Below are 25530 nucleotides of genomic sequence, written 5' to 3'. Positions count from 1 at the left end.
GTACGTTGACAAAAAACAGTGCCCATTCTACTCATGGTAGGGAATACTTGCGGCGGCATCGAGTGGAGTCAATTCCGAGGAGCACGGTCATGGTCGAACAGATCAAAGTGGAACTTCCCGAACCCGGCGAAACGGCAACGTATCGACTGGCGGCGGGTGTTCCGGTGCGGTTCGCTTTCGACCTGTCCCAAGCGGATTTCGCGGCCTCGGGGGATGATCTGGTCATCACCCCGAACGGCGGCGGGACCGTGATCCTTGCCGGATACCTGACCCTGGCCGGGGAGGACGCCCTGCCGGTCTTCGAGATGCTCGACGGCCAGCTGGTGCCGGGCGGCGTCTATCTGTTCGCCTTTGACCGGGAATTCGAGACCGCGGCCGACGACGCGCCCGGCGGGTCCGGGGCCGGAACCTACGCCGACGACCCCGGGCTGTTGGGCGACGGCCTGGACGCCCTGGACGGCCAAAGCTCCCTGTTCGCGGCCACGGCCACGCCCCAGGCCGAAACCCTGTCCTCCGCGCCCGTGGAAAGCGAAGCCCTTCCGGCCCAGGACGGCGTGACCATCTACCCCGAGACCACCCCCGTGCAGATCGTGCTCAACCCGGGCTTCGAGGCCTCGGGCTACGACGGCGACCGCTGGTCCTACCTCGACGACGTGAACCACTGGCAGAATACAGGCGGGTCCGGCGAGCCGGATTCTCCCCCGTCACGCGGCCTGGCGTTCCGTTCTCTCATGGTCGCAAGCCCGGACGGGAGCGGCTCCATGAAGACCTGGGGCACGGACCAGAACCCGCAAGAGGGTGAGCGGCTCATGGAGCTCGACGCCCGGGCCGGTTCCGAGGACACCCTGTCCCAGGCCATAGCCACCCGGGCGGGCGAGGACGTAACCATCGTCTTCAACTTCGCTCCGCGCGTGGGGAACACGCCCGACGGCGCGGGCATGGAGACCAACGATTTCCAGGTCTCCCTGGGCGATCAGCTCGTGGCGACGATCACCTGGGACGCGGCCTACGGGGACGGGGCCTGGCTGGTCACCCTGGGCGAGGGCGTGACCACCACCGGCGGCGTGACCGGCAGCTTCCACTTCACCAATTGGGGCCACGGCGAAGGCAACGATGCCTCGGTCGCGGACTGGACCGAGCTCGGCTTCACCCTGACCGCCAACCAGGACCACGCGGCCCTGACCTTTTCCGAGCTCTCGGACCACAACGACGGATACGGCACCCTGATCGATTCCGTGACCGCCTACCGCGATTTCGACACCCTGACCGTGGGCGGGGAGTCGGACGATTTTCACCGCGCCGAGTTCCTGGCCGGGACCGACGGCGACGACGCCATCTTCGGCTCGGCCCACACCGTGGTCGACGGCCTGGGGGACACCTACTCCTACGCCGAGGTCATCGACGGCGGCGCGGGCGACGACGCCCTGTACGGGGGACAGAATTTCCTGACCGTCATCTCCGGCGGCGCGGGCGACGATTTCATCGTGGCCGGCCGCCCCCTCGGCCACGGCCTGGAGGAATCCCACGCCACCGACGAACCCGTGGGCCAGAGCTACATCCTGCCCGGCTCGGGCAACGACTACGTGCGCCTGGGCCAGGGGGCCGATTCCATCATCCTCAACCGCGAAGCCCTGGTGGACGGCGAAAAACTGACCGTGGAAAACTTCACCCCGAGCAACGGCGAGTCGCTCAACGCCGACCACCTCTTCCTGGCCGACGGCCTGCGACTGCAAGGCTCCTCCTACTCGGACGGCGACCTGCACCTGCTCATCGGCGACGGCTCCAACTCCATCGAAGTCACCCTCGTGGGCATGGAACCCGCCGCGCTCGACACCTTCCTCCATACCGGCTCCGAAGCCGATACCCTCAACGACCAGATCCAGGCCATCATCGACTCCGGCGGCCACCTGGCGTAGACGAGAAGAAGCCTCCGGCGGCTGGGGGAAGGGGAGAGAGGGAACCCTTTGAAAAGGGTTTCCCTCTCTCCCCTTCCCCCAGACCCCCCATCCCCTCTCACCCTCCTAAACTTTTTGTATGCGCATTCGCGCGTGCGGAGGAGCCAGAAAAGCTTACCTTTTCTCCGTAGTTTCGAAACGCCGCAAAACCGGTTTTTCAAGTTCAGCCATGCCCGCCTGCGGCGTTGGCAACCGTCCCGGAGTGATCGCGCCGGGCGGCCCTCCGAAACCCATGGACGTCCGGCGCGAACACTCCGGGACACCACCGGGCCGAGCTACTCCACACTCGCGTGGAACGAGCCGCCATTCCGCGCCCCCCTTCGCCGCAGGCGACACAAAAGGTTTGGGAGGGTCCAGGGAACCCTTTTCCCAAAGGGTTCCCTGGCCGTCGGAGACGCCCGCCCGGCGAGGTGCCCGCCGGAGGCACTCCCCACGTTCCCCCAGGCACGCGAAAAAGGCCCCGCCCGGTGATCCGAACGAGGCCTATTCGCGGGTACGGTCAGCGCGGTTATTCCACCTTGAACTCGGCCTGAGCGGGCTGGGCGGTCTTGCCGCCCTTGCGCATGGCGGTGTTGATGATTTCGGTGGCGGTGGCGACCATGCCGCCCATACCGGCGAGGTCGGCGGGGATGATCATGGTGTTGTTGGTCTTGGCCAGTTTGCCGAACTCGGAGACATACTGCTGGGCGACCTTGAGGTTCATGGCTTCGGGTCCGCCGGGCAGGTTGACGGCCTCGGCGACCTTGCGGATGCCTTCGGCGGTGGCGTCGGCCACGAGCAGGATTTCCCGGGCCTGGCCTTCGGCCTCGTTGATGCGTTTCTGCTTTTCGCCTTCCGAGACGTGGATGGCTTCCTGGCGCAACCCTTCGGCGCGGTTGATGCGCGACTGGCGGTCGCCTTCGGAAATGGCGATCTCGGCGCGTTTCTCGCGTTCGGCCTTCATCTGGGCCTCCATGGCGGCCATGACGGTGCCCGGAGGGGTGATGTCCTTGATCTCGTAGCGCATGACCTTGATGCCCCATTCCTGGGCGGCCTCGTCCACGGCCTGGACCACGGAGGCGTTGATGGTCTCGCGTTCCTCGAAGGTCTTGTCCAGGTCGATCTTGCCGATGGCCGAGCGCAGGGAGGTCTGGGCCAGCTGGGAGGCGGCGATGTAGTAGTTTTCGATGCCGTAGGCGGACATCTTGGCGTCCATGACGCGGATGTAGAGTACGCCGTCTATGGTCACGGACACGTTGTCGCGGGTGATGCAGGTTTGGGCCGGGATGTCCATGACCTCTTCCTTGAGGGACCGCTTGTAGGCGATGCGGTCGATGAACGGGATGAGGATGTGCAGGCCCGCGCCGATGGTCTTGGCGTATTTGCCCAGCCGCTCGACCACGAACTGGCTTTTCTGCGGCACGACCACGGCGGTCTTGATGATCAGGACGACCACCAGGAGGACGAACACCAGGGCCGTGATCAGGGAAGTCATGGTTGCGGGATCCATATCTATTGCTCCTTTTCCACCACAAAGGCGTTCAGGTCGTTTTCGTCACGCTTGACGATGCGGACCATGGAGCCCGGCTCCACGGCTTCGCCGCTCCGGGCGCTCCAGAACGAGCCCTGGAACTTGATTCTTCCGGGTTGGGGAGGACGGATGGCGTCCACGACCTCGGCCTGCTGGCCGATGACGTTCGGTTCCTTTTCGTCTTCGGCCTTTTCGCCGGTGAAGGTGGCGGCCATCATCTTGCGGAACAGGATGAGCAGGACCACGGACGAGACGCCGAAGACCACCAGCTGGACCGGAACCGTGGCCCCGAAAAAGGCCGTGCCCCCGGCGATGAACGCGCCCACGCCGAAAAAGACCACGATGAACGCGGGCACCGCCAGTTCGGCGATGACAAAGACCAGGCCCACGCCGAGCCAGATGAGCCACTGTATGTTTTGCGCCGAGGCGAAGTATTCCATGGGACCTCCCGGGTCACCATGAAAGCTAACGGATTCAGCGGGGTTTGTCGATACGGACCGCCGGCGGTCACGCGCCCCGGACGATGGCGATGCGGTCGCCCTTTCTGACGACCCCGCCCCGGACAACCCGGCCGAATACGCCCTCCTTCGGCATGATGCAGTAGCCCACCTGCTTGCGGATGGCGCACCCGTGGTGGCAGGTCTTGCCGATCTGGGTGATCTCGAGCTCGGCCTCGCCCACGGTCAGGCGCATGCCGGGCGCAAGCTCGGACGCGGCCACGCCCGTGGTGGTGATGTTCTCCGCGAAATCGCCCGCCTTGAGGGTCTCGAGCGCCTTCTTCATGTCCTCGATACGCTCCAGCGCGAGCAGGCTGACCTGCCGCCCGCTGCCGCCGTGGGCATCAGACTCCACACCGTAATCCTCGATGAGCGTGATCGCCTCGACCTCATGCTTTTTCTCGCCTTTCCTGTCGCTGATATTGACCGCCTGTACCGTTCCCATGGTTGCCTCCGGGGTTATATTCCATACTTGTGAGGTATAAAATTATCCCGAAACACCGGAAAGGCAAGCCCCACGGGTATTCCCCAGCCTTGTGCACCGGGCCTGTTGCACATTGTTGCGCCTGCCGCCCATCTGGGCTAGGGTGCTTTCGTTTCCGCCGCTTACCCCCGGAAATCAGAAATACCCATGAAAATCCGCACCCTCCTCTCGATACTGTTGCTCCTGGTTCTTGCCCTGCCCGCGCGTGCGCAGGACCCCGACTACCTGTCCATGATGGCCCAGGAATCGGAGATCAAGGCCATCGCCACCGTGACCAAGGTTCTGGCCGTGGCCCACAACGCCGACGGCACCCTCAACAACGTGACCTTCAAGAAGGTCTACGCCATCACCCCCTATGTGCCCGACTCCTTTGTCGGCGGCTGCAAGACCTTTTCCGGCGGCTGGCAGAAACGGGCCGAGGGCATGGTCTACTTCAATCCCCGGCCGGGCCAGAAGGTCTTCGTCACCGTGACCACCAACGGCGGGGCCATCACCAGCTTCACGCCCATGAACGCCGCCCTGGACCACGTGGTCCGCAACGAACCCCACCGGCTGGCCTACAGCCACGGCCGGGCCTCCATCGAACCCCGCGACTGAGCCCGGGCGACTTTTTCCCTTTTTTTACCCTCCCGCACTTGACTTGGACCAATGCTTGGCTATATTGCCAACTGTAGACCGTGGAGGTACGCGTGGTGCAGGAAATCGTATTGGCCGACCGTTTCGAGGAGCGGGCCAAGGTGGTCAAGGCCATGGCCCATCCGTCGAGACTGATGATGATCGACGAATTGTCGCGCGGCGAGCGGTGCGTTTGCGACCTGCGCGACCTGGTCGGGGCGGACATGTCCACCGTGTCCAAGCACCTTGCCGTACTCAAGAATGCGGGCATCGTCGAGGACGAGCGGCGCGGCAAGAACATCTACTACCGGCTGCGCGTGCCCTGCGTGATCAACTTCTTCCACTGCATCGAGTCCGTGATTGAGGCCAAGGGGAAGTAAGAGAACAGGGAATCCCCTGGGCGGTGTTGGATATTTTTTTGGGAAAACACTTGGCTGATTCGCCAAACGAGGTAAGCATGTCTGAACAGAACAACATCTCCTGCGCCTGCAACGGCGGCGCTCCCAAGGCCGTCAAAGACGAGGCCGGGGTCGGGCGCATCCTGCTCCTGCAGGCCCTGGCCGTGGCCGCCTGGTATTTCCTCTACCTGCAACTGCTGCCCTTTTCCGAGTGGTTCGCCTACGGGCTGCTGGGGCTCGATCCGGCAAGCCACCTGGGGTCGGCCGTGCAGTTCTTCGTCTACGACACGCCCAAGGTGCTCATGCTCCTGCTGCTGGTGGTCTACGGCGTGGGCATCCTGCGCTCGTTCGTGACCGTCAATTGGACCCGCGCCTTCCTGGCCGGGAAGCGGGAATCGGCGGGCAACGTGCTGGCCGCCGGGCTTGGCGTGGTCACGCCCTTTTGCTCCTGCTCGGCCGTGCCCCTGTTCATCGGGTTCATGACCGCGGGCATCCCGCTGGGCGTGACCTTCTCCTTCCTCATCGCCGCGCCCATGGTCAACGAGATCGCCCTGGTCCTGCTCTACGGGCTGCTCGGCTGGAAGGTCGCGGCCCTGTACTTCGCCACCGGCATCGGTATCGCCGTGGTCGCGGGCTGGGTCATGGGCCGCATGCGGCTGGAGCAGTACGTCGAGGACTGGGTGCGCGAGATCCGTGCGGGCGAGGCGGCCGAAGAACCGCACATGACCTGGAGGGACCGTTTCATCTATGCGCTCGAATCCGTGCGCGACATCGTGGGCCGGGTCTGGAAGTTCGTGGTCCTGGGCATTGCGGCGGGCGCGGCCATCCACGGCTACGTGCCCGAAGGCCAGTTGGCCGTGATCATGGGCAGCGAGGCGTGGTGGTCCGTGCCCCTGTCCGTGCTGCTCGGCATCCCCATGTACACCAACGCGGCGGGGATCATCCCGGTGGTCGAGGCCCTGCTCGGCAAGGGCGCGGCGCTCGGCACCACCCTGGCCTTCATGATGTCCGTCATCGCCCTGTCCTTCCCGGAGATGGTCATCCTGCGCAAGGTCCTCAAGCCCAGGCTCATCGCCGCCTTCATCGGGGTGGTCGGCTGCGGCATTCTCATCGTCGGCTATCTTTTCAACACTATCATCTAACCGATACAACAGGAGTTTAGCATGAAGATTCTGGTCATGGGCCCCGGCTGCCCCAAGTGTGAACAGGCCGAAAAGACCGTGCGCGACGCCGTTGCCGAAGCGGGCATCGCGGCGGACATCGAAAAGGTCAAGGATTTCCAGGAAATTGCCAAGTACGGCGTCTTCTCCACCCCGGCGGTGGTCATCGACGGCGAGGTCAAGGTGGTCGGCAAGGCCCCGTCCAAGAAAGACGTTCTCGGCTGGCTGAAGTAGCCGCATACCAAGGAGGAAGGCATCATGTCAGATTGCGGTTGCTCGTGTCAGGCGGCCCCGAAATTCGTGTTCTCCTGCTCCGGCGCGGCGGACGTCGGCGAGGTGGCGGACCAGGCCGCCCGGTCCGTGTCCCGGGAGGGAACGGCCAAGATGTTCTGCCTGGCCGGCATCGGCGGCCGGGTGTCCGGCATCGTCAAGTCCACCGAGGCGGCGCAAAAGGTGGTGGCCATCGACGGCTGTCCCCTGAACTGCGCCCGCAGGACCCTGGAGGAGGCGGGCTTCACCGGGTTCGAACACATCCAGCTCGACGGCCTCGGCTTCAAGAAAGGCGAGACCCCGGCCACCCCGGAAAACATCCAGACCGTGGTGCGGTCCGTTTCCGAAGCGTTCTCGAAATAACAACCCGCCTTAAAGTGAACAAAGCCCCCCGCCGCACACGTGTGGGGGCTTTTTCGTGGTCAAAATCGTGCTCTGCTGGACGGGCTCATCCTCCTAAGAGAAAGTGGACTGTCCATCTGCCGGTCCTGATGTCGTAGTCCCGCCAGCCGAAGCGGACGAAGCCCAGGTCCCGGTCGTGCAGGCCGCCCGCGAAGCCGATGGGCAGGTGCAGACTCGGGGTAAGGCTATTTCACTTGATCTATCCGCAGGTCCTCATGATAACATTTGTCGAACTTCGGAGTGTAATCGGGGTTGATGACGATAGCGGTATGCCCCTCGTATTCTTGCATGAACCCAAAGGGTTCCACCACTTCAAGCTGCAAGATTACATCCCCGGGAGCTTCCGGAAACGGCAGATCAAACACCATCAACGGACGTATGGAAACATCATCGTCTCCCCCCCACCCGCGCCGAACGACGGGCTGGGTTACACCACTGGCAAGTATTTCTCCATCGGATACGAACTGATACTTAAGTCGGCCTTCCCCGGTTGCCCTGGAATCCGACAGTTCCCGCCCAGGGACGGCAACCGCGACATCATAGCAGGTGTCATATTTGTATTTGAGGGGGATAGAAATTCGTTCCCCTTTCTTGAGGACATCAAACGGCACGTCCGCTATGGTTTCGTAAAATGTTTCATTGCGAAAAAACGCCTGAAACCAGTTGGTGTTATAGAAATAGACACCACCGGCGGATAACACCATCAATATGACGAGTACTTTTTTCACGACATCTCCAAAAATGGGCCGGAAAGCCTTCTTTCCAGCCCACTACTTTGTTATCGCATCTTGTCTCCGCGATTGAGTAATTCGTATCGATCTCTAAGCCTGTCCGCATAATCCTGGCAATTGTTCTTCTCCCCGCCGATGCCGCAGGCATTGTACTTTCCAAGAGGAGTGCTCGTTTCAGCGCGCCTCATTCTTTTGTCGTCGTACACTTTGTCTTCCAACTTGTATCGGTTGATGTCTTCTCCATCCATTTTACCATCCTGACCCAGCCCGATGTTGTCCCCTGTGCCATCTTCATAAAACCCCTGTTCATGAACGAGCTCCACGTTGTTCTTATCGTCCAGGCGCTTTGCCCCCTTCATCATCTGCCTTGCCAAAGGAAACGTCGCCGGGTTCAGCATGCCGAGTGCGGTCGCAGCTTGTGCCGGGCCAAAGCCCCTTAAGAGCTTTCCGCCTGGCATGTCCAGTTCGCGCTTTCCGAAACGAAATCCACCTTCCAACCCCATCGGATCAACCCCGTTCACCGGGTCATCCAGACAGTACCCGTACCAGTCCAGGTCGCCGCCCTTGTCGCCCAGCGGGTCCGGCGCGGTCCACCTGCCGGTCCTGACGTCGTAATCCCGCCAGCCGAAGCGGGCAAAGCCCAGGTCCCGGTCGTGCAGGCCGCCCGCGAAGCCGATGGGCAGGCGCAGGTCCGGGTTGGTGTCCTCGATGATGCCGCCGAACGGGTCGTACAGCACTTCCTTTATCACGTTGTCGTCCACGTCGGCAACCACGCGCAGGGAGCCGACCTGGTCGTAGAACAGCCCGGCCACGGTGCCGTCGTCGCGGCGCATGGCGAAGGGCGTGCGCTCCCCGTCGCGGTAGGCGAATTCGTATTGATGCCGCCCGTCATAAAACGCGGCCAGGCGCACGAAGTCGAGCCACTGGTAGGCCTCGACGAGTTGGCCGTTCCGGTACTTGGCCACGCGTTGCCCGTCCTCGTCGTGGGCAAAGGTGAAGGCCTTGTCGCGGTCCTCTTCCTCGGCCTTGAGCAACCGATAGTCCGGGCTGTACTCGTACAGGGTGTACACGCCCTTGTCCGACCAGATGGAGCGGAACCCGCGCTCGTCGTGCGAATACTGCCCGCCCCCCGCGCGCATCAGCCGGTTGTCCGGGGTGTACTGGTAGTCGCGGTAATTGGCCCCAGCCGTGGCGGGCAGATAATCCCGCACCCGACGGCCCTCGCGGTCGTACCAGCACTGGCAGATCAGCCGCCCGTCCAGCTTGGCCTCGGCCAGCCGCCCGCCGCCGTCATAGGCATAGGTCCAGGTGGACTTGCGCCCCCTGACCGTCTCGGTTTTCTCCACAATGCGCCCGTCCGGGCCGCGCCTCACGTCACAGGTATATGGTGCTGCCATGGCAACCTCCAGGTTTCGCCCCCGAGGCCCGTCCCCGGGAATCCCAACCAGCATACCCCCGGTTTTGACCAACACCCTGTTTTGTCCAAGAATGACGCCCAAAAGCACCCGATAAGCATAAAAAAGCAACTTGACAGGGGAGGAAGAATGCTTCCGGGCCTACAGCCGTTGGCGAGTCTTCGAGCCCTACGGATGAGGACAGCAGCGATCGGCCAGAGGGGAAACTTTCGAGAAAGTTTCCCCTCTGGGCTCCCCTTCAAAGCTTTTTGTGTGCCTTCGGCAAGCCCGTGCGAACGCCCCTCTCCCCCTGGAGCGACTCGGGTGCGCAGCACCCGACAACGGCTCTCTTGCCGCGCTATGGATAGGCTTGGGAGAGTGGGTCAGCTGTGCATTTTTCGAGGGTTCGCCTGACCGCAGCGTACCCCCTGTACGTGAGGATCAGGCGGGCCCTCGGAAAATGTGCAGATGGCCCGCTATCGCAAGCCGCCCCCCCTGCGCGAAAGCACAACAAAAAAGGGCCCGCTGCATCGGCAGCGGGCCCTTTTTGTTGTTGCTTGAGCGCCCTAAAGTATCGGCAGATACTTGTCCAATTCATACTCGGTGACCTGGGTGCGGTATTCGTCCCACTCGGCGATCTTGTTCTCGACCAGGGCGGTGTGCAGGTGCTCGCCCAGGACATCCCTCATGAAGGTGGACTTCTGCAGGTTCATGGCCGCCTCGTACAGGGAGCCGGGCAACGCCTTGATCCGGTTGCGCTTGAGCTGGCGGTCGTTCATGGCGAAGATATCCTCTTCGATCGGATCGGCCAGGGTGTAGTTTTCCTCGATGCCCTTGAGGCCGGCGGCCAACTGGACAGCGAAGGCCAGGTAGGGGTTGGCGGCCGGGTCCGGGCAGCGCAGCTCCATGCGGGTGGCGTTCTCCTTGCCGGGCTTGTACATGGGCACGCGCACCAGGGCCGAGCGGTTGCGCCGCGCCCAGGCGATGTACACCGGGGCCTCGTAGCCGGGCACCAGCCGCTTGTAGGAGTTGACCCACTGGTTGGTCACGCAGACGAACTCCGGGGCGTGCTTGAGGATGCCCGCGATGTAGGCCTTGCCCTCGCTGGACAGATGGTACTCGTCGTTGGCGTCGTAGAAGACGTTGCGCCCGTTCTTGAACAGGGACTGGTGGACGTGCATGCCCGAGCCGTTCTCGCCGAAGATGGGCTTGGGCATGAACGTGGCGTAGCAGCCGAACTTGCGGGCGGTCTCCTTGACCACCACGCGGTAGGTCATGGCCGTGTCGGCCATCTTCATGCCTTCCTGGTAGCGCAGGTCGATCTCGTGCTGGGACGGGGCGACCTCGTGGTGGGAGTACTCCACCTGGATGCCCATGGCGCCCAGGGCGAAGATGATGTCGCGGCGGATGTTGTTGCCCAGGTCCAGCGGCGGCGCGTCGAAATAGCCGCCCGCGTCCAGGGTCTCGGTGTCCTGGTCATCGGCGAACAGGAAAAATTCAAGTTCGGGGCCGACATAGAAGGTATAGCCCTTCTCAGCGGCCTGGGCCATGACCTTCTTGAGCACGAAGCGGGAGTCGGCCTCGAACGGGGAGCCGTCCGGGTTGACCACGTCGCAGAACATGCGGGCCACGGGCTTTTCCGAGGGTCGCCAGGAGCAGATCTGGAAGGTGGTCGGATCGGGCATGGCGACCATGTCGGATTCGTCGATGCGGCAGAAGCCGAGGATGGACGAGCCGTCGAAGCCCATGCCCTCCTCAAAGGAGGCCTCGAGCTCGCTCGGGGTGATCTGGAAGCTCTTCAGGGTGCCGAGGATGTCCACGAACCAGTACTGGATGAAGCTGACGTTATAGTCCTTGACCGCCTTCATCACGTCGTCCGCGTTTTTGCAGTTGAAAACAGGGATACTCATAAGACTCCTCCGGTTATGATGTTGGAGCAACGGGCCGTCCTCCTGGGCGCGGCCTCGGGCCGAAACGGCCATGCCGGTGCTTTCGAGATGATATGCCTAGATGTTTACCCGCTTTCCGGGCCCGCTATCAATAAAAATGTCCCTCAATTTGTTACGGACGAGGGAAAAGACGCCATTTTCGGGTGAAAAACCGGCTTCGGGCGGCTACCGGCCGAAACGCAGCAGGCAGGCCCCGAACAGAGTGCAGCCCGTGGCCAGAACCTTGGTCAGGTTGAGGCCCTCCTTGAGGCCGAACACGCCGAAAAGCAGGGCGAAGATGATACTGGTTTCGCGCAGGGCCGTGACCAGCGGGATGGGGGCCATGGTGAAGGCCCAGGTGACCAGGGCGTAGGCCGTGAACGAGGCCGCCCCGCCCGCCAGGGTGAAGCGCAGGTTCCGGGTCAGGGAGGCGGTCACCAGGCCGGGCCGGGTCAGGCGCATGTATCCGGCCAGGACCAGGCCGTTGAGGATGGTCAGGGAGCCGTAGAAGCCGAGCGCGGTGCCCGCCAGCCGCGCGCCGTGGCCGTCCACCAGGGAGTAGGCCGCGATGAACGCGCCGGTGCCGAGCGCCAGAAGCGCGGCCCGGCCGTTGCGCATGCCGTCGGTGCGCCGGGTCAGGGCCAGGCTCATGATCCCGGCCGCGATGGCCAGCACGGCGACCAGCTCCACCCCGGACAGGGATTCACCAAGAAACGCGGCCGAGACACCGGCCACGGCCAGGGGCGCGAACCCGCGCGCCAGCGGGTAGACGTGGCTCAGGTCGCCGAAGCGATAGGAGTTGAGCAGAAAGAGCTGGTAGCCCACGTGGAGTAGCGCGCCGATCAGGATGTACGACAGACAGGCCGGATCAGGCAGCGGGGAGAGGATCACCGCCGCCACGCCGAAGGGCACGTGGCCGAGGACCACGCCGGTCATGCCCGCGTGCTTGTCCGCCGTGCTCTTGACGAAGAAATTCCAGGTGGCGTGCAGCAGGGCCGCGCAGAGGACGACGAACATTACCGTGACGGACATGGCGGACTCGCGAAAGGATACAGGATTGAATTCACTTCCGGCGGCCGAAAAACCACCTGGAATAATTCAGGGAAGTATTGCCATATCCGGGCGTTGTCAATCGCGGCTCGGCCCGGTCGGCCCCGGGCCGCCCCCGGCCCAGTCCTTGAGCCCGTACTTGATGAGCAGGTGGTTGAGCTGGCCGGTGTTGCGCAGGGTATACATGCCCTTGTCCAGGATATCGGCCAGGATCCTGGACCGGTCCGTGTTGGCCGGGGACAGGCCGAAGAACAGCTCGCGGGCGTCCGCCTTGCTGCACCCGGCCAGAAGGACCCGGTCCAGCAGGTCCGCCCGCTGCGCGTAGTAGCCGATCACGGCCCGGCTGCCCGGGATGGCCTGGACCCGCCCTTCGGCGAGCATGGCCAGCAGGCGCACGCTGGCGTCTTCGCCGTGCAGGCCATGGAACCGCTCCGGGTGGCGCCTGACGTCGTCCAAGAACCATCGGGGGTAGTCGTGTCCCTGGACGTAGCCGGTGACCACGCCGCTCAGGGACTCCGGCCCGGTGAAGCGCCAGCCGGGGTCCAGGGTGAAGAAGCACAGTTCGCTTTGCCCCAGGGAGGTCTCGGGGAAGACGAAGTCGGGCAGCTCGTCCCGGGTCACGCCGATGAGGATGTCGGCCTGGCCCGAGCGCACATCGCTGACCGCCCGCTTGCGTGGCAGCCTGCGGTACTCCACCGCGAACCCGCGCCGCTCGAACACGGCCCGCAGCATCTCCACCGCATACCCCTCGCGGGCGGAACCCGGCGCGCCGTTGTACGGCATCCAGGTGTCCGAGACCACGACCACGCGCTCCTGGGCCGCAACCGGCCCGGCCGCGGCCAGGGCCAGCAGGCACAGGGCCAGACACCGGGCCAGGCGTCCTGCCCGGGCCCGGAAAAAGGGGACGGTTTCGGTCTCCATGGTCGGCATCGGTTGCGGTCGGCTGGTGCGGCAAGGGCCCCGGCAGGGGCTACTTGACCACCAGCACGGGCTTGGTCGTGGTCTGGAGGACCTTGTGGGTGACCGAGCCGAGGAACAGCCCTTCGAGATCGGACTTGCCCTTGGAGCCCATGATGATGACGTCGCACTTCTCGTTGTCGGCCACGTTGCTGATGACCTCGGCCACGTCGCCGCCGACGACCAGTTCCAGGAAGTCCACGTTGGCGTTGGTCAGCTTGGCCCGGTAGTGGGTCATGACCCCCTCGGCCCCCCGGTTCAGGTATTCGAGCAGTTCGCCCGCGTTGGGCTGGCCCAGACCGGTGGGCACGGTCCTGCGCACGGTCAGCAGGATGACGGTCGCCTCGCTTCCGGCCAGGTCGATGGCCATGTCGGCGGCGGCGTCGGACAGTCGGGACCCGTCAACGGGGAGGAGAATTCGGGAGATGTTCATGAGTCCGCTCCTTTGTGTTTCACTGTCAAATCGCGTCCTTTAAGCGGGAACGCGATTCAAGCATACACCATGGAGCGCGGCGCTGCCAACCCGATTGTATAATCAATCGGCCGGAATCATTCCCAAGAAGGCGAGAACGGCCCGGTCCCGCGCGTCCGTATCGGCCTGGTCCACGATCCCGGTTCTGGCCTCGGGCCCGAGCACGCCGAGCTCGCGGAAAAAGGTCTCGGCCTCGGCCGAGCGGAAACAGATGCCGTCACAGGACCTGAACCCGGCCCGGAACATGGGCCTGGCCAGCCGGGCGAGCAGCCGCCCCTTGAGCCCGTTTCCCCCGAAGGCGAAACCCGGCCCGTCCACCAGGGCGAAGACCGTCTTCTCCTCGCCCACCCAGGCCATGCGCGCGGCCAGAGAGCCGTAGATTACCGGCTTGGAGGCCATGGACAGGATGAGGTCCGGGCGGACGCGGTACAGGACCTGTTTCAAATGGAGCAGCGTGCCCAGGTCGCCCACAGGCGTCAGGCCGCGCGAAGACAGCGGATACATGGCGTATTCCGCGCCCAACGCCTCGAACCCGGCCGCCGCGTCCGGGCCGCTGCCCGGGGCCAGCGCGTTGACCGCGTGGCCCATGGACACCATGGCCGTCAAAAGGGAGCCGTATTCGGCCAGCAGGGTTTCGGCGCTCTCGTGGATGACGGCGATCTTCATGTCGATGCTCCGGCGGACGGTTTGCGACGGGATCGGCTCCCTACCAGACGGCGTCGGCCAGGGTGCCGTGCAGCTCGTAGGGGAACGTGTCCCGCCCCACGGTCATGTCGCCCTTGAGGTCGAACCGGGTGCGGAAGAGGTCGTCCGGATCGATGACCGCTGTGCCCGTGGACTTGTAGGCCAGGGGCAGGCGCATGGAAAAGTCGCGCACGGCCATGTCCCGGTTCTCTATCTCGGCGGTGAAGGCCAGGTCCTCGACCACCTTGTCGCCGGGCAGGACCAGCTGGGCCGAGCGCACGTCCACCCAGCCGTTCTTGGGCAGCCGCGCCCCGTCGGGCAGAAACAGGCTGCCCGAGGCGTGGAGCACGCCCTTGAGGTCGCTGTTGCCGAGCAGGTAGGTCAGGTCCATGTCGCCCTCGAAGTCGAAGACCCCGTTGGAGAACAGCTCCAGGCGGCACTGCGGCCCGCCCGTGTCCAGCCGGACCGAGGCCAGGGGCGAGAAGCCCATGGTCACGTAGGCGTGCTCGAAATGGAGCCGTCCCGGGGTCTGGGCCACGGATATCCTGAAGTCGAGCACCCGGAAGCCGAGCGGTCCGTCGCGGTCGATGGCGGACCAGCTCAACCCCACTCCTGGCAGGCTCTCGTCCAGCCGGGTCAGGGCCGAAGCCCAGATCTTGTCCCACGGCATGAACAGGACCACGCCGATGGCCAGGCCAAGCATCATCAGCACCATCCGGGCCAGGATGCGGCCGGGCAGGGACGAGAACCTGGTGCGTTGCGCGCCCATGCCCTACCTCGCCAGCACGAGGTGCACGTCCGCCAGACGAGGCTCCTCGGGGTTGCGGGTCAGGGCGAACTCCGGGGCCTGCAGGCTGGCCCGGTCGCGCACGTCCTGCAGAAAATCCGTGAGCATGATCAGGGTCAGGCCGTTCAGGGTCACCTGCACGCCATCCTGGTCTTCCGCGATACGCGTGGCGCGCAGGGAGGCCACGTAGTCGTTCAGGGAGCGGTCGTCGAGAATGCGCCGGACCGCCTCCTCCGGGCTGAACTGGACCAGATCCCCTTGGGCGGCCCGCAGGGTGGTGATCTCCCGGACCAGCGGCACCACCAGGCCGTACTGCTCCTTCTCGGCCGCGATATCCTGGCCGAGCGCCCCGGTGAACAGGGTCGCGCCCACGAAGACCGCGAAGCACAGTCCGGCCGTGCCGAGCAGGATGAACTTGAACAGCCGCTGCTGCGAGGCGGGCGGCCAGCAGGTCCACGGATATGTGCAGTGCTTGCGGGCCATGCTACTTCGGCTCCACGTTCAGGCTGAAGGACACGCCCCCGCCCAGTTCGTCGGCCTTGTAGACCGAAAAGAGGTAGCGGTCGTCGTCGGACAGCTTCTCCATGTACTGCGTGAACCCGGCCTCGTCGCCGCTGAAATAGCCGCGCACCCGGCCAGAAGTCCCGGTCAGGCCGACCCCGTCCACGCGCACCCTCTCCCCGGCCGGCTTGCTCAAGGCCGCCAGCACGCCCAGCGGGTCCAGGCCGATGCGCCGGGTCGCCATCAGCTTGCCGTGCTCGAACTGCAACCGTCCAAAGGGCGAGCCGCCGATGTCCGGGCCGAGCACCGAATGGTACAGCTTCTCGGTCTGCGCCCGGATAGTCTTAAGCTGCAGGTAATTCAGGTAATAACGCACACCCTGGCCGCCCAGGAACAGGCCGCCGATGACCAGGACCCAGACCAGGTTGCGGACAAACCGCCTGGAGGCCTTGCCGGACCGGAATTCGGGCGCCCCGTTTCCGGCGCTGCTCTGTTTCGTGGGTGTCGTCATGGTACCTGATCCGGATAATTACGCGAAAGCCCGAGACCGGGCAAGACGCGGGCCGCCCTGCACCGGTAATCCCCGGACGATCCGTGCGGCAAAACCGCGCAATCTCCGGCGCGGTCCCCTCTGCGGGGCACGAAAAACGGCCCGGAAATCCGGCTACAGGCTGGCCGCGGCCTTTTCCACCGAGTCCTTGAAGCCCTGGCGTGCGGCTCTGATCTTTTCGGCCACCGCCTCATCGTGCAGGGCGATGATCTGCGCCGCCAGCCAGGCCGCGTTCTTGGCCCCGACCTTGTCCAGGGCCAGGGTGCCCACCGGAAAGCCCGGAGGCATCTGCAATGTGGCCAGGAGCGCGTCCATGCCGCCCAGGGGCGAGGCGGTCAGCGGCACGCCCAGCACCGGCCGGATGGTCTTGGCAGCCACGGCCCCGGCCAGATGCGCGGCCAGGCCCGCCGCGCAGATGAACACCTGGGCCCCGTCGGCCTCGTACTCCTCCACCAACCGCGCCGTGCGCTCCGGCGTGCGGTGGGCGGACGAAACCGTGAACACGTGGTCCACGCCCAATTCCTTGAGCAGGTCCGAACACGGACGCATCTTCTCCTCGTCCGAAAGGGACCCCATGAAAATCACAACCTGCGGCATTACGCGCTCCTTGGGTGCGCCTCCGGCGGCCGGGGAAGGGGAGAGGGGAACCCTTTGAAAAGGGCTTCCCCTCTCCCCTTCCCCCGGACCCCCCATCCCCTCTCCCTTCCTAAACTTTTTGAGTCGCTTCGTGAGAGGTTGGTGGCCGGAAGGCGTCTTGTTAAATAGAAATATTACCGGGCTCGCACCTCTGCGCCGCCCTGATGGACATCCGCTTCGCTCCTCCTTCCCTGGCGGTGCAGCGCCAAAAAGTTTGGGAAGGGGGTCCAGGGGGAAACCTTTTTCAAAAGGTTTCCCCCTGGTCGCCGAAGGCAAACTATTTGCTCCGCTTGAGGCCCTTGTCGGCGATGTCGCGGCGGTAGAAGCTGTTTTCGAAATGGACCTTGTCCACGGCCGCGTAGGCTTTCTTGCGGGCCTCGGCGAGGTCGTCGCCCAGCGCGGTGACGCAGAGCACGCGGCCGCCCGAGGAAACGATCTTGCCGTCCTCGACCTTGGTGCCCGCCTGGAAGACCTTGATCCCTTCCATGGCGTCGGCCTCGTCGAGCCCGGTGATCTCCATGCCCTTGGGGTAGGAACCAGGGTAGCCCTTGGCGGCCATGACCACGCCGCAGGCGGTCTGCGGGGTGGAGACGACCTCGATCTGGTCGAGCTTGCCGTCGATGCAGGCGAACATGATCTCCAGCAGGTCGGTTTCCAGGCGCATGAGCAGGGGCTGGCATTCGGGGTCGCCGAAGCGGACGTTGTATTCGAGCACGCTGGGACCGTTTTCGGTGTACATCAGCCCGGCGTAGAGCACGCCCTTGAACGGCTCGCCCTTGGCGGCCAGGTGGCGCAGGATCGGCTTGATGCACAGCTCGGCGGTCTCGGCGTATTTTTCCTTGGGCAGGATCGGGGCCGGGGAATAGGCGCCCATGCCGCCGGTGTTGGGGCCGGTGTCGCCATCAAAGGCGGCCTTGTGGTCCTGACTGGACGGGAGCATGGCGTAGTTGACGCCGTCGCAGAAGCACAAGAACGAGGCTTCCTCGCCCTTGAGTGTCTCCTCGACGACCACGCGGTCCCCGGCCGAGCCGAAGGCCTTCTTGACCATCATCTGCTCCACGGCCTCGAGCGCCTCCTCTTCGGTGGCGGCCACAACCACGCCCTTGCCCGCGGCCAGGCCGTCGGCCTTGACCACGAGGGGCGCGCCCTTCTCCTTGATGAAGGCCACGGCGTCCTCGTACTCGTCGAAGACCCGAAACGGCGCGGTGGGCACGCCCGCCTCGGCCATGACGTTCTTGGAGAACGCCTTGGATCCTTCGAGATTGGCGGCGAACGCGTTGGGCCCGAAGCAGGGGATGCCCTCCTGGCGCAGCGCGTTTTCCAGGCCGAGCACCAGGGGCAGCTCGGGTCCGGCCACCACCAGGTCCACTTCCTCGGACCGGGCCAGGGCGACCAGGCCCGGGATGTCGTCGTCCTTGACCGGTATATTCGTGCCCACCTGGGCGGTGCCGCCGTTGCCCGGGGCGCACAGGATGGTCTCCACATTCGGGTTCTGGGCGAGCTTCCAGCACAGGGCGTGCTCCCGGCCTCCGGAACCGACAACAAGTATCTTCATGAGTTCCCCTCCAATCTGTTTTCGGGATGTACACGGTGTAAGGAAATTCACGCCTTTTTTCAAGAACTATGGCCCCTGCCTCCCGGCTCGGCGGGCCGCTTTCCGGGAGGCTTCTCGAGCGCGGGACGCGAGTCGGAAGCGAAGGGGCGCGTCAGGTGGTCCGCCCTGCCCCAACCCGGTGGCCGACGGCCCAAACCCCTCACCGGGCACTCACCTTTTCCCAACAAAACATAGACGAATACTTACCGCCATGCTAATCCACGGCAACGATATCCGCATTGGGAAAACCATGCCATTCCAGATAGCACGATAGATATGCGTACATGAATCATATTTATGGATGTGAAATGCCCGGCATTCACGGATGCAAATTCGAATTATGCGCGGCACAATCAAAACAATACAGTTCCTATAGCAATGCATTATACCATTGACGGCAGTAGGCCATGAACAAGACAACGACGGTATTCCTTGTCATCTCGCTATTTATATTCAGCCTCGCTCTGAATCTGTACAACAACGATTTTGACTATCACCTCCACCGCGACGAGCCCAAGAAAGTCAGATTCATAAAGATCGGCACCCAGGATTTCATGCATCCGACGTTCATGCTGAAACTGTCCAAGGCCATTAAAAAGATAACGAAATGCGACAACGAGCAAGAGCTTGCGGTCACCGGGAGAACCGTATCGGCCTTCATGGGCGCGTGCATCGTGCTCGCCGCCTTTTTCATTGCGCGGACTCTGTTGCCGGTCTCATTCGCCCTGCCGGCAAGCCTTTCCGTATCCGTTTCGCCCATACTCGTGGTCCATTCCCATTATCTTAAAGAGGATGTGTACTTCACGGCGCCGTTTTTGTTTTCATTGGTTTTTCTTATCAAGGCGGTGGAGACAAAAAAGGGCCTGCCAGCAATGTTATTCGGCCTGTCTTATGGGCTGGCGCTTTCCTCGCAATACAAATCAGCGCTCTTTCTTATTGTGCTTTTACTCATTCCCTTTATCGACAGAAGCATCCAAAAGAGTTGGTACGCGAAGAAGATCGCCGCATCCCTGGCCATCTCGGCCATGACGTTTCTGGTGATCAACTACAACATCTTCATCAATGCGGCGAAGGCATACAAAGGCATTTCGCACGAGATGGCCCATATCCAGACCGGCCACAGCATCCATTTTTATCCATGGGATTTCATGTTCCTGTTCCATTTCAAGAACAGCCTGACACCCGGGATGACGCTTGCCGCAACGGCCATTTGCACTTTGGGACTCCTTGTTTCGATGTATGGATGGAACAGATCATCCCTGATGGAAAAACTGCTGCTGTTGTGCATTATCATCTTCTATGCCGCCCACGAGATATCCCCGCTGAAACCGGCCCCGGATTTCATGCGCTACATGATCCCGATCGTGCCGATGCTCATCATCATGGGATGGCTCGGCATAGAAAGAGCGTACCGCCTGCTCTCCCCTTCCACGGGCACACTGCCGGGCTACGCCTTGCTGCTTGTCGCCGCGTTCTTCCTCTGCCTGATTCCCGCCTACGAAAGCGCACGCCTTGTCGCCAACCTCGTTGACGACACCCGCCTTGTGGCGAGTGAGTACATAAAAAGGCTCGACGGCGGATATGTTTATGAAACATACGCCTTGCCCCGCTATGACGATGAGGAGTTCATCGAATCCGCAGCGGATATCGACATAACCGAAGCAAGAAACAACGGCATTTGCCATATCGTCACCAGCAGCATGGAGTACGACAGATATTATTACGGGCTGCAATGCGACAAGGACCGGAACGAGGCGGTATACCGAAGGCATCGGGCGTATGAAAGGCTGTTTCGGTATCCGTATGTGGAGATCCACCCCAAATACAAGACCTTCGCCTTTTCCAACCCGACGATCAGGATAATCGACATCTGCGCCGGAGAAAGCGATGAACCGGCATCGGCAAGCACCCCGTAAGCGAGCCCTCCGCACCGGACGCCGGTCCGGTTCCGACCGTGGCTCCCGGCCCGCCGAGCCCCGTCCCGACAGGCTTTCCGACCCGAGCCCGTCCCGGGCGAAACAAATCGTCGACCCCCTGTTGACGAAAAGTGCAACACGTTATAATGGTTTGAGTAATCCTGTAACCGCGTGTTCGCCTTCGGTGGTGTGGGCGCGCGCAGCGAGCGGGTGTCGGAAGTGGCGCGGGGTGGAGCAGTCAGGCAGCTCGTCGGGCTCATAACCCGAAGGTCGGAGGTTCAAATCCTTCCCCCGCTACCAGGATCAATCTTGTTGGAGCCTCATCGCCATGAAAAGTATCTACGTCGGCAACATCCCCTTCAGCGCATCCGAAAACGACATGCGCGACCTGTTCGGAGAATACGGCAACGTCTCGGCCGTGAAACTCATCCAGGACCATGAGACCGGACGCTTCCGAGGGTTCGGCTTCGTGGAAATGGAGGACGCGGACGCGGCTGCGGCCATCGAGGCCCTGGACGGCTACGAGATGTCCGGGCGGCCTCTGAAGGTCAACGAAGCCAAGCCGCGCGCTCCCCGCCCCAGGCACTGATCCGGTTCGGACGATGTTCCCGCTCCCGGACGGCCCGGCCGCCCAGGGTCTGGGGTCGCGCCCCGTCACATGGCTTCGCGCCGCTTGAGCAGGATCTCCTCCGTCCCCTTGTAGGCGGCGTAGTACATCTGCACGTGGGCCACGTATCCCGTGGTCTCCCGGCCGATAAGGTCGAACGCGGCCCACTCGCAGTTACCGAACCACCGCCTGGGATCGAGGCCCATTTCTTCGGCCCGCCTGCGCACCTGGATGATCCGGTTCGGACCCGCGTTGTAGGCGGCCAGGGCGAAGTCCATCCTGGCCGTCGGGTCCACGTCGGAGAAATAGTTGTCCACCAGGTAGCGCAGATATTTGACCCCGGCATGGATGTTCCCGTCCAGGGTCGCGACGTCCTCGATGCCCACCTGCGGCCCGGCCGCGGTGGACGGTTTGATCTGCATGACCCCCACCGCGCCCGCGGAGCTCTTGCGGTTCATGTCGAAGCGCGACTCCTGGTAGGCCATGGCCGCGATCTTCAGCCAGTCGAAGTCGTACATCCCGGCGTATTTTTGAAAAAGCCTGGCCATGGGCCTGAGCTTGCCGATCTCCACCCGGGTGGTCGGGTCGGAGACGAAGTCGTCGTTCTCGTAGTAGCGTTTGAAGAACATGTTCCCGAGCAGGGTGCCCTGGCGCACGGTGGCCGCGAACCCGGACAGGCTCTTGCGCAGTTCGGGGCAGTCCTTGCGTACGGCCCAGGCCAGCTTGCCGTCCGTATGCACGGCCGCGTCCGGGTAGAGCCGAAGATTCGGATAGACCTTTTGCCACAGCTCGGCCAGGAACCGGTCGGCCACGGTGTAGGGAACCATGCCCCGAGCGGCCATTTCCAGCAGGTCCTCGGTGGCCAGATACGGGTCCGCGTTGACGATGCGCACCTGTTTTCGCCGCTGCTTTTTGAGCCGCGCGTTCAGGTCGGCCAGGTGCTCGGCGTAGCTAGAACCGGCCAGCACGGACGCCTTGCGGCCCGACAGGTCTTCGGCCGAGGCCAGGGCCGGACTCCCTGGCCCGCCGACCACGATCTCGCTGATTCCGGTGCGGTAGGGATCGGCGAAGGCCGCCTGGCGGCTGCGCTCCTCGGTCACGGTCAGGGCCGCGGCCGCGATGTCTCCCCGCCCGTCGAGCAGGGCCGGAAACAGTTCCTTGACCGTCACGGGCACGAACACCAGCCGGACAAGCTCCTTGTCGTAGACCGTGGCCAGGTGCTTCTCGTAGGCGCTCATCATGTCCGCCTCTAGCCCGCGCATGGCTCCTTCCTTCATGAAGAAATTGGTCCGGTTGTAGACCACCAGCACGCGGATGGGCCGGTGGTCCGCGATGATCTCGGGCAGGTCGCCCTTCCACGGTTTCTGGACCCGCGCCAGCTCGGCCGCGCGGACCGGGGCCAGGGACGCGGCCGCGATCAGGCAGGCCAGCAGGGCCGCGCGCGCCAGCCTCATGCATCGGCTCCGAACTTGATGACCACCAGGGTGACGTCGTCCTCGAGCTTGGCCCCGCCCGAGTGCTCCCGGACCGCGTCGAAAACCGCGTCCACGACCTCCCGGGCCGAAGCCATGGCGTGTCGGCGCAGGACCGTCTTGAACCGCTCCTTGCCGAACATCTCGCCGCCCGGACGCCGCGCCTCCCAGATGCCGTCCGTGCCGATGGCGACCAGCTGGCCGGACAGCAGGTCGCCGTATTCCTCGTTGTAGCACCGCTCGCGCTCCACCCCGAGGGGCAGCCCGGCGTCGACACCCAGCTCGGTGAAGGTGTCGTGCACCGGGCAATAGATCAGGGCCGGATCGTGGCCCGCGCGGACCCAGGCGGCCTTGCCCGCGGTCGCGTCCAGGCTCAGGTAGAACAGGGTCATGAACCGGCCCGAGCCGTACAGGTCCTCGGCCAGGTGGCGGTTCATCTCGGTGACGATCTGGCCGGGACTGCCCGGCTGACCCGCGCGCATGCGTAAAAAGCCCCGGGCCGTGGTCATGAGCAGGGCCGCGTCCACGCCGTGGCCCGAGATGTCGCCCACGGCCACGGACAGGACCGGGCGGTCCGGATCCACTGGCTCGAAATAGTCGAAATAGTCGCCGCCCGTGAGTTCGCTGGGCACGGACCGTCCGGCCACATCCAGGCCGGGGATGCGCGGCGCCCGGCGCGGCAGCAGGCTCTTCTGGACCTCGGCGGCCAGGTTCAGGGCCTTTTTCTGCTCGGTCAGGTCGGCCACGAAGGCCACGTTGCCCAAAAACCCGCCGCTCTCGTCGAGCAGGGTGTTGGCGTTGACCAACACCGGGACCTCGTGCCCGTCGCGGTGGACCATGGTGCCCTCGAAGCGCCGGACGGCCTTGCCGCGCAGCCGTTCGGCGCCGGACTCGAGAAAGCGCTGGTAGTCCAGGGTGGCGAAGTCGTGGGGCCGCCGCCCGACCAGTTCCTCGCGTTCGTAGCCGAGCATGCGGCAGTATGCGTCGTTTACCTCGCGGATGACCAGGTCGCGGTCCATGAGCAGATAGCCCTCGGCCGCGCCCTCGATGGTCCGGCGGAACTTGAATTCACTGGCCTCCAGGGCCTCCCGGGCCCGCTTGCTCGCGGTGACGTCCACCAGCACGCCCTGATTGTAAATCCGCCGTCCGTCCGCGTCCGTGACCACCGAAGTCTCGTCCGAGACCCAGCGGACCTCGCCGTCCGCCGTGATGATCCGGTACTCTTGGGCATACTCCTCGATTTCCTCCAGCCGGCACTGGTCGATCTCGGCGATCACCCGCTCCCGGTCGTCCGGATGAAGAAGGTCGTCGAATCCCTTGCGCCCGGACAGGAAGTCGGCGGCGGAAAAGCCCCATTGGCTCAGGTTTTCAGAGATGTAGACCAACCGGTGAGTGTCGTCGGCCAGCCGCCGGAAGACCACGGCCGGAGAGTTCTCGACAATGACGTTGACCACGCCCACGGTCTCGCGGGCCTCGCGCAGCTGCTCGATCTCCATTTCCAGCGCCGCGCCGCATGCGCCCTCGTCCGCGGCCCGCTGGGCGGCATCGCGTTCGTGGCATCGCGCAAGTTCGGCGCGCAGGCGCTCGATCTCGTCGAGCAACTCCTGTGGGGACATGGTGGCGGGTTCGGCCATGGGACTCCTGGGCAATGGGATGGAATATGTCCGGCGGAGGCCGGGGCCATGCCGTATTTCTACCTTTTCAGTCCCCGGTTGGCAACAGTGCCGATTTTGTGTTGACAAAGACCCTTTTGTCGGGAATGATTCCTATTACCAACACAAACAACGGGAGTTTTTTGATGAAAGATACGGTTCTCAAAGCCATGCGGGCGGCCGGCAAGCCCGTGCGCCCGGGCGACATCGCCAAGGAGCTCGGCGTGGACAGCAAGGAAGTTTCCAAGGCCATCAAGGCCCTGAAAGAAGAGGGATGCGTGGTCTCGCCCAAACGGTGCTACTACGAACCCGCCTAGATAACCAAACGTCACACCCTACCTTACCTCCTCCATAATGAAGTCCCCGGTCTCATGCCCCCGAGACCGGGGCTTCTACTTATCGGGTGACTTCGCCTCCGGCGGGCCCTCGCCGGGCAGGCGTCTCCGACGGCCAAAGGTGACAATGGGAGTGTAAAGGGCTCGCCCTTTGCCCGGCGACGAATACGGCAAAAGGCCCTCCCGGGATGTTCCGGGAGGGCCTCTTCAATTCATTCGTCCGCAAATCTAGATACCGGACATCCTCTTGGCGAGCTCCACGCCGTCTTGTGCGCCGGGAGTCGTGGGCAGGGGCATGAGCACGCCGTAGCCCTCGGCTTCCTCGTGGAACTGCTCCTCGCTCATGGAGGTGACCACGGCGGTCAGGGTCATGGCCGAGACCATCATGATCTCGCGCACCAGATCGAGCGGCTTGTGGTCGGGCAGTCCCTCGTCGATGACCACCAGGGCCGGGGCCTTGGAGGCCACCCGGTCCAGGGCCGTTTTCCCGTCGGGGGCCACGGCCACGTCCTGCCCGCTTTCCTTGGCCAGTCCTTCCGCAAAGCCGGTCAGGGCTTCGGGCCGGGCCGTTGCCAGCACGATGGCCATTAGTGACCGCCGCCGCAGGTCTGGTCCACGGTGAACTCGGGCAGGGAGTCGCGCAAAAACGCCTCCACGGCCACGTTCACGGTGGGCGCGCCCGAGCCGTGGTAGACCTGGATGCCGACCTGGTTGAAGCCCATGAGCGGGCGCATGCCCATGCCGCCGGAGATCAGGGCCTGGACCTTGTTGTCGGCCAGGTAGTTGACCGGGGCCATGCAGCCGCCCTGCACGTGCGGGCAGCTCGGGACCACGGAGACCTCTTTCACGGCCCCGTCCTCCACGTCCACCAGGGTGTACATGGCGCAGTGCCCGAAATGGGCGTCGATGGGGGCGTCCATGCCGCCGGGTGCGGCGGACGGGATCGCAATACGTGTATTCATTGTAAAACTCC

Annotated in this window: 29 protein-coding genes and 1 tRNA gene; 10 read left to right on the top strand and 20 right to left on the bottom strand. The window is 63.9% G+C overall.

Features of this window, described 5'->3' with window-relative positions; genetic code table 11:
• Positions 1-89: 89 nt before the first annotated feature.
• The gene (locus BerOc1_RS09490; protein ID WP_071545466.1) at positions 90-1916 is read left to right on the top strand and encodes a hypothetical protein; all 1827 of its coding nucleotides are present in this window, start codon (positions 90-92) and stop codon (positions 1914-1916) included.
• Between the two features lie 547 nt (positions 1917-2463).
• Here BerOc1_RS09490 and BerOc1_RS09485 read toward each other — a convergent pair.
• The 3 genes from BerOc1_RS09485 to BerOc1_RS09475 all read right to left on the bottom strand — a co-directional run bounded on the left by BerOc1_RS09485 (position 2464) and on the right by BerOc1_RS09475 (position 4407).
• Entirely contained in the window at positions 2464-3444 is a 981-nt protein-coding gene (locus BerOc1_RS09485; RefSeq protein ID WP_071545465.1) for an SPFH domain-containing protein, read from the bottom strand.
• A 2-nt stretch (positions 3445-3446) separates the two neighbouring features.
• Positions 3447-3905 carry an NfeD family protein gene (locus BerOc1_RS09480; RefSeq protein ID WP_071545464.1) on the bottom strand — a complete coding sequence of 153 codons (459 nt, stop codon included), beginning with the start codon at positions 3903-3905 and terminating at the stop codon, positions 3447-3449.
• A gap of 67 nt (positions 3906-3972) precedes the next feature.
• Positions 3973-4407 (bottom strand): MOSC domain-containing protein, encoded by a 435-nt coding sequence (locus BerOc1_RS09475; protein WP_071545463.1) that lies wholly within the window; start codon positions 4405-4407, stop codon positions 3973-3975.
• A 186-nt stretch (positions 4408-4593) separates the two neighbouring features.
• Here BerOc1_RS09475 and BerOc1_RS09470 point away from each other — a divergent pair, with 186 nt between their 5' ends.
• The 5 genes from BerOc1_RS09470 (at position 4594) to BerOc1_RS09450 (ending at position 7252) form a co-directional block, all read left to right on the top strand.
• Positions 4594-5043, top strand: coding sequence for a hypothetical protein (locus BerOc1_RS09470; protein ID WP_071545462.1), 450 nt, complete (start codon positions 4594-4596; stop codon positions 5041-5043).
• A gap of 95 nt (positions 5044-5138) precedes the next feature.
• Positions 5139-5441 (top strand): ArsR/SmtB family transcription factor, encoded by a 303-nt coding sequence (locus BerOc1_RS09465; protein ID WP_071547068.1) that lies wholly within the window; start codon positions 5139-5141, stop codon positions 5439-5441.
• Positions 5442-5518: 77 nt separating this feature from the next.
• Positions 5519-6601 carry a permease gene (locus BerOc1_RS09460; protein ID WP_071545461.1) on the top strand — a complete coding sequence of 361 codons (1083 nt, stop codon included), beginning with the start codon at positions 5519-5521 and terminating at the stop codon, positions 6599-6601.
• 21 nt (positions 6602-6622) lie between these two features.
• Entirely contained in the window at positions 6623-6853 is a 231-nt protein-coding gene (locus tag BerOc1_RS09455; protein ID WP_071545460.1) for a thioredoxin family protein, read from the top strand.
• Positions 6854-6877: 24 nt separating this feature from the next.
• A complete protein-coding gene (locus BerOc1_RS09450; protein WP_071545459.1) occupies positions 6878-7252 on the top strand; it encodes a putative zinc-binding protein in 375 nt (124 codons plus the stop codon).
• Positions 7253-7337: 85 nt separating this feature from the next.
• Here the strand turns inward: BerOc1_RS09450 and BerOc1_RS19530 are convergent, their stop codons facing one another.
• The 13 genes from BerOc1_RS19530 to purD all read right to left on the bottom strand — a co-directional run bounded on the left by BerOc1_RS19530 (position 7338) and on the right by purD (position 18536).
• Positions 7338-7463 (bottom strand): RHS repeat-associated core domain-containing protein, encoded by a 126-nt coding sequence (locus BerOc1_RS19530; RefSeq protein WP_504109387.1) that lies wholly within the window; start codon positions 7461-7463, stop codon positions 7338-7340.
• 13 nt (positions 7464-7476) lie between these two features.
• Positions 7477-8019, bottom strand: coding sequence for a hypothetical protein (locus BerOc1_RS09445; protein WP_071545458.1), 543 nt, complete (start codon positions 8017-8019; stop codon positions 7477-7479).
• A gap of 50 nt (positions 8020-8069) precedes the next feature.
• Positions 8070-9419, bottom strand: a complete 1350-nt coding sequence (locus BerOc1_RS09440) for an RHS repeat domain-containing protein (RefSeq protein ID WP_242652939.1) — start codon at positions 9417-9419, stop codon at positions 8070-8072.
• A 563-nt stretch (positions 9420-9982) separates the two neighbouring features.
• A complete protein-coding gene (locus tag BerOc1_RS09435; RefSeq protein ID WP_071545457.1) occupies positions 9983-11326 on the bottom strand; it encodes a glutamine synthetase family protein in 1344 nt (447 codons plus the stop codon).
• Between the two features lie 204 nt (positions 11327-11530).
• Positions 11531-12376 carry a DMT family transporter gene (locus BerOc1_RS09430; RefSeq protein ID WP_071545456.1) on the bottom strand — a complete coding sequence of 282 codons (846 nt, stop codon included), beginning with the start codon at positions 12374-12376 and terminating at the stop codon, positions 11531-11533.
• Between the two features lie 96 nt (positions 12377-12472).
• A complete protein-coding gene (locus BerOc1_RS09425; protein ID WP_129586518.1) occupies positions 12473-13315 on the bottom strand; it encodes a substrate-binding periplasmic protein in 843 nt (280 codons plus the stop codon).
• Between the two features lie 49 nt (positions 13316-13364).
• Positions 13365-13784, bottom strand: coding sequence for a universal stress protein (locus BerOc1_RS09420; RefSeq protein WP_071545454.1), 420 nt, complete (start codon positions 13782-13784; stop codon positions 13365-13367).
• A gap of 102 nt (positions 13785-13886) precedes the next feature.
• Positions 13887-14489: a glycosyltransferase gene (locus tag BerOc1_RS09415; RefSeq protein ID WP_071545453.1), complete on the bottom strand. Its 603-nt coding sequence runs from the start codon at positions 14487-14489 to the stop codon at positions 13887-13889.
• A 40-nt stretch (positions 14490-14529) separates the two neighbouring features.
• Complete coding sequence (locus tag BerOc1_RS09410; protein ID WP_071545452.1) at positions 14530-15276, bottom strand: hypothetical protein; 747 nt, start codon at positions 15274-15276, stop codon at positions 14530-14532.
• Positions 15277-15279: 3 nt separating this feature from the next.
• Entirely contained in the window at positions 15280-15777 is a 498-nt protein-coding gene (locus tag BerOc1_RS09405) for a type II secretion system protein M (protein WP_071545451.1), read from the bottom strand.
• A gap of 1 nt (position 15778) precedes the next feature.
• Entirely contained in the window at positions 15779-16306 is a 528-nt protein-coding gene (locus BerOc1_RS09400; protein ID WP_071545450.1) for a hypothetical protein, read from the bottom strand.
• A 153-nt stretch (positions 16307-16459) separates the two neighbouring features.
• Complete coding sequence (gene purE, locus BerOc1_RS09395; RefSeq protein ID WP_071545449.1) at positions 16460-16942, bottom strand: 5-(carboxyamino)imidazole ribonucleotide mutase; 483 nt, start codon at positions 16940-16942, stop codon at positions 16460-16462.
• Positions 16943-17258: 316 nt separating this feature from the next.
• Complete coding sequence (gene purD, locus BerOc1_RS09390) at positions 17259-18536, bottom strand: phosphoribosylamine--glycine ligase (RefSeq protein ID WP_071545448.1); 1278 nt, start codon at positions 18534-18536, stop codon at positions 17259-17261.
• A gap of 446 nt (positions 18537-18982) precedes the next feature.
• On the opposite strand from purD, the gene BerOc1_RS09385 reads away from it, so the two are divergent.
• From BerOc1_RS09385 to rbp, 3 genes are all read left to right on the top strand, one after another.
• A complete protein-coding gene (locus tag BerOc1_RS09385; RefSeq protein WP_071545447.1) occupies positions 18983-20491 on the top strand; it encodes an ArnT family glycosyltransferase in 1509 nt (502 codons plus the stop codon).
• Positions 20492-20714: 223 nt separating this feature from the next.
• Positions 20715-20791: transfer RNA gene (locus BerOc1_RS09380), tRNA-Met, on the top strand.
• A 28-nt stretch (positions 20792-20819) separates the two neighbouring features.
• Positions 20820-21080: an RNA-binding regulator gene (gene rbp, locus BerOc1_RS09375; protein ID WP_071545446.1), complete on the top strand. Its 261-nt coding sequence runs from the start codon at positions 20820-20822 to the stop codon at positions 21078-21080.
• A 65-nt stretch (positions 21081-21145) separates the two neighbouring features.
• Here the strand turns inward: rbp and BerOc1_RS09370 are convergent, their stop codons facing one another.
• Both BerOc1_RS09370 and BerOc1_RS09365 read right to left on the bottom strand, forming a co-directional pair.
• Positions 21146-22552, bottom strand: coding sequence for an MltF family protein (locus BerOc1_RS09370; protein ID WP_071545445.1), 1407 nt, complete (start codon positions 22550-22552; stop codon positions 21146-21148).
• Positions 22549-24204, bottom strand: a complete 1656-nt coding sequence (locus BerOc1_RS09365; RefSeq protein ID WP_071545444.1) for a PP2C family protein-serine/threonine phosphatase — start codon at positions 24202-24204, stop codon at positions 22549-22551. Before BerOc1_RS09365 ends, BerOc1_RS09370 begins: the two co-directional genes overlap by 4 nt.
• 164 nt (positions 24205-24368) lie before the next feature.
• On the opposite strand from BerOc1_RS09365, the gene BerOc1_RS09360 reads away from it, so the two are divergent.
• Positions 24369-24539: a DUF8462 domain-containing protein gene (locus BerOc1_RS09360; protein ID WP_071545443.1), complete on the top strand. Its 171-nt coding sequence runs from the start codon at positions 24369-24371 to the stop codon at positions 24537-24539.
• Positions 24540-24785: 246 nt separating this feature from the next.
• On the opposite strand, the gene BerOc1_RS09355 is transcribed toward BerOc1_RS09360, so the two are convergent.
• Both BerOc1_RS09355 and BerOc1_RS09350 read right to left on the bottom strand, forming a co-directional pair.
• A complete protein-coding gene (locus tag BerOc1_RS09355; protein WP_071545442.1) occupies positions 24786-25145 on the bottom strand; it encodes a response regulator in 360 nt (119 codons plus the stop codon).
• The gene (locus BerOc1_RS09350; protein ID WP_071545441.1) at positions 25145-25519 is read right to left on the bottom strand and encodes a NifB/NifX family molybdenum-iron cluster-binding protein; all 375 of its coding nucleotides are present in this window, start codon (positions 25517-25519) and stop codon (positions 25145-25147) included. Before BerOc1_RS09350 ends, BerOc1_RS09355 begins: the two co-directional genes overlap by 1 nt.
• Positions 25520-25530: the final 11 nt, after the last annotated feature.

This window comes from Pseudodesulfovibrio hydrargyri (genome assembly GCF_001874525.1).
GTDB lineage: Bacteria > Desulfobacterota > Desulfovibrionia > Desulfovibrionales > Desulfovibrionaceae > Pseudodesulfovibrio > Pseudodesulfovibrio hydrargyri.
The sequence above is the reverse complement of the archived record's forward strand: the minus strand, read 5'-3'. Positions and strand labels throughout refer to the sequence as shown.

Coding starts and splice junctions, on each gene's coding strand:
- BerOc1_RS09475 (WP_071545463.1), bottom strand. CDS start 4,407: ATGGGAACGGTACAGGCGGTCAATATCAGCGACAGGAAAGGCGAGAAA.
- BerOc1_RS09420 (WP_071545454.1), bottom strand. CDS start 13,784: ATGAACATCTCCCGAATTCTCCTCCCCGTTGACGGGTCCCGACTGTCC.
- BerOc1_RS09485 (WP_071545465.1), bottom strand. CDS start 3,444: ATGGATCCCGCAACCATGACTTCCCTGATCACGGCCCTGGTGTTCGTC.
- BerOc1_RS09440 (WP_242652939.1), bottom strand. CDS start 9,419: ATGGCAGCACCATATACCTGTGACGTGAGGCGCGGCCCGGACGGGCGC.
- BerOc1_RS09450 (WP_071545459.1), top strand. CDS start 6,878: ATGTCAGATTGCGGTTGCTCGTGTCAGGCGGCCCCGAAATTCGTGTTC.
- BerOc1_RS09490 (WP_071545466.1), top strand. CDS start 90: ATGGTCGAACAGATCAAAGTGGAACTTCCCGAACCCGGCGAAACGGCA.
- BerOc1_RS09460 (WP_071545461.1), top strand. CDS start 5,519: ATGTCTGAACAGAACAACATCTCCTGCGCCTGCAACGGCGGCGCTCCC.
- purD (WP_071545448.1), bottom strand. CDS start 18,536: ATGAAGATACTTGTTGTCGGTTCCGGAGGCCGGGAGCACGCCCTGTGC.
- rbp (WP_071545446.1), top strand. CDS start 20,820: ATGAAAAGTATCTACGTCGGCAACATCCCCTTCAGCGCATCCGAAAAC.
- BerOc1_RS09365 (WP_071545444.1), bottom strand. CDS start 24,204: ATGGCCGAACCCGCCACCATGTCCCCACAGGAGTTGCTCGACGAGATC.
- BerOc1_RS09410 (WP_071545452.1), bottom strand. CDS start 15,276: ATGGGCGCGCAACGCACCAGGTTCTCGTCCCTGCCCGGCCGCATCCTG.
- BerOc1_RS09455 (WP_071545460.1), top strand. CDS start 6,623: ATGAAGATTCTGGTCATGGGCCCCGGCTGCCCCAAGTGTGAACAGGCC.
- BerOc1_RS09355 (WP_071545442.1), bottom strand. CDS start 25,145: ATGGCCATCGTGCTGGCAACGGCCCGGCCCGAAGCCCTGACCGGCTTT.
- BerOc1_RS09400 (WP_071545450.1), bottom strand. CDS start 16,306: ATGACGACACCCACGAAACAGAGCAGCGCCGGAAACGGGGCGCCCGAA.
- BerOc1_RS09370 (WP_071545445.1), bottom strand. CDS start 22,552: ATGAGGCTGGCGCGCGCGGCCCTGCTGGCCTGCCTGATCGCGGCCGCG.
- purE (WP_071545449.1), bottom strand. CDS start 16,942: ATGCCGCAGGTTGTGATTTTCATGGGGTCCCTTTCGGACGAGGAGAAG.
- BerOc1_RS09480 (WP_071545464.1), bottom strand. CDS start 3,905: ATGGAATACTTCGCCTCGGCGCAAAACATACAGTGGCTCATCTGGCTC.
- BerOc1_RS09430 (WP_071545456.1), bottom strand. CDS start 12,376: ATGTCCGTCACGGTAATGTTCGTCGTCCTCTGCGCGGCCCTGCTGCAC.
- BerOc1_RS09350 (WP_071545441.1), bottom strand. CDS start 25,519: ATGAATACACGTATTGCGATCCCGTCCGCCGCACCCGGCGGCATGGAC.
- BerOc1_RS09405 (WP_071545451.1), bottom strand. CDS start 15,777: ATGGCCCGCAAGCACTGCACATATCCGTGGACCTGCTGGCCGCCCGCC.
- BerOc1_RS09470 (WP_071545462.1), top strand. CDS start 4,594: ATGAAAATCCGCACCCTCCTCTCGATACTGTTGCTCCTGGTTCTTGCC.
- BerOc1_RS09385 (WP_071545447.1), top strand. CDS start 18,983: ATGAACAAGACAACGACGGTATTCCTTGTCATCTCGCTATTTATATTC.
- BerOc1_RS09360 (WP_071545443.1), top strand. CDS start 24,369: ATGAAAGATACGGTTCTCAAAGCCATGCGGGCGGCCGGCAAGCCCGTG.
- BerOc1_RS09425 (WP_129586518.1), bottom strand. CDS start 13,315: ATGGAGACCGAAACCGTCCCCTTTTTCCGGGCCCGGGCAGGACGCCTG.
- BerOc1_RS09435 (WP_071545457.1), bottom strand. CDS start 11,326: ATGAGTATCCCTGTTTTCAACTGCAAAAACGCGGACGACGTGATGAAG.
- BerOc1_RS09415 (WP_071545453.1), bottom strand. CDS start 14,489: ATGAAGATCGCCGTCATCCACGAGAGCGCCGAAACCCTGCTGGCCGAA.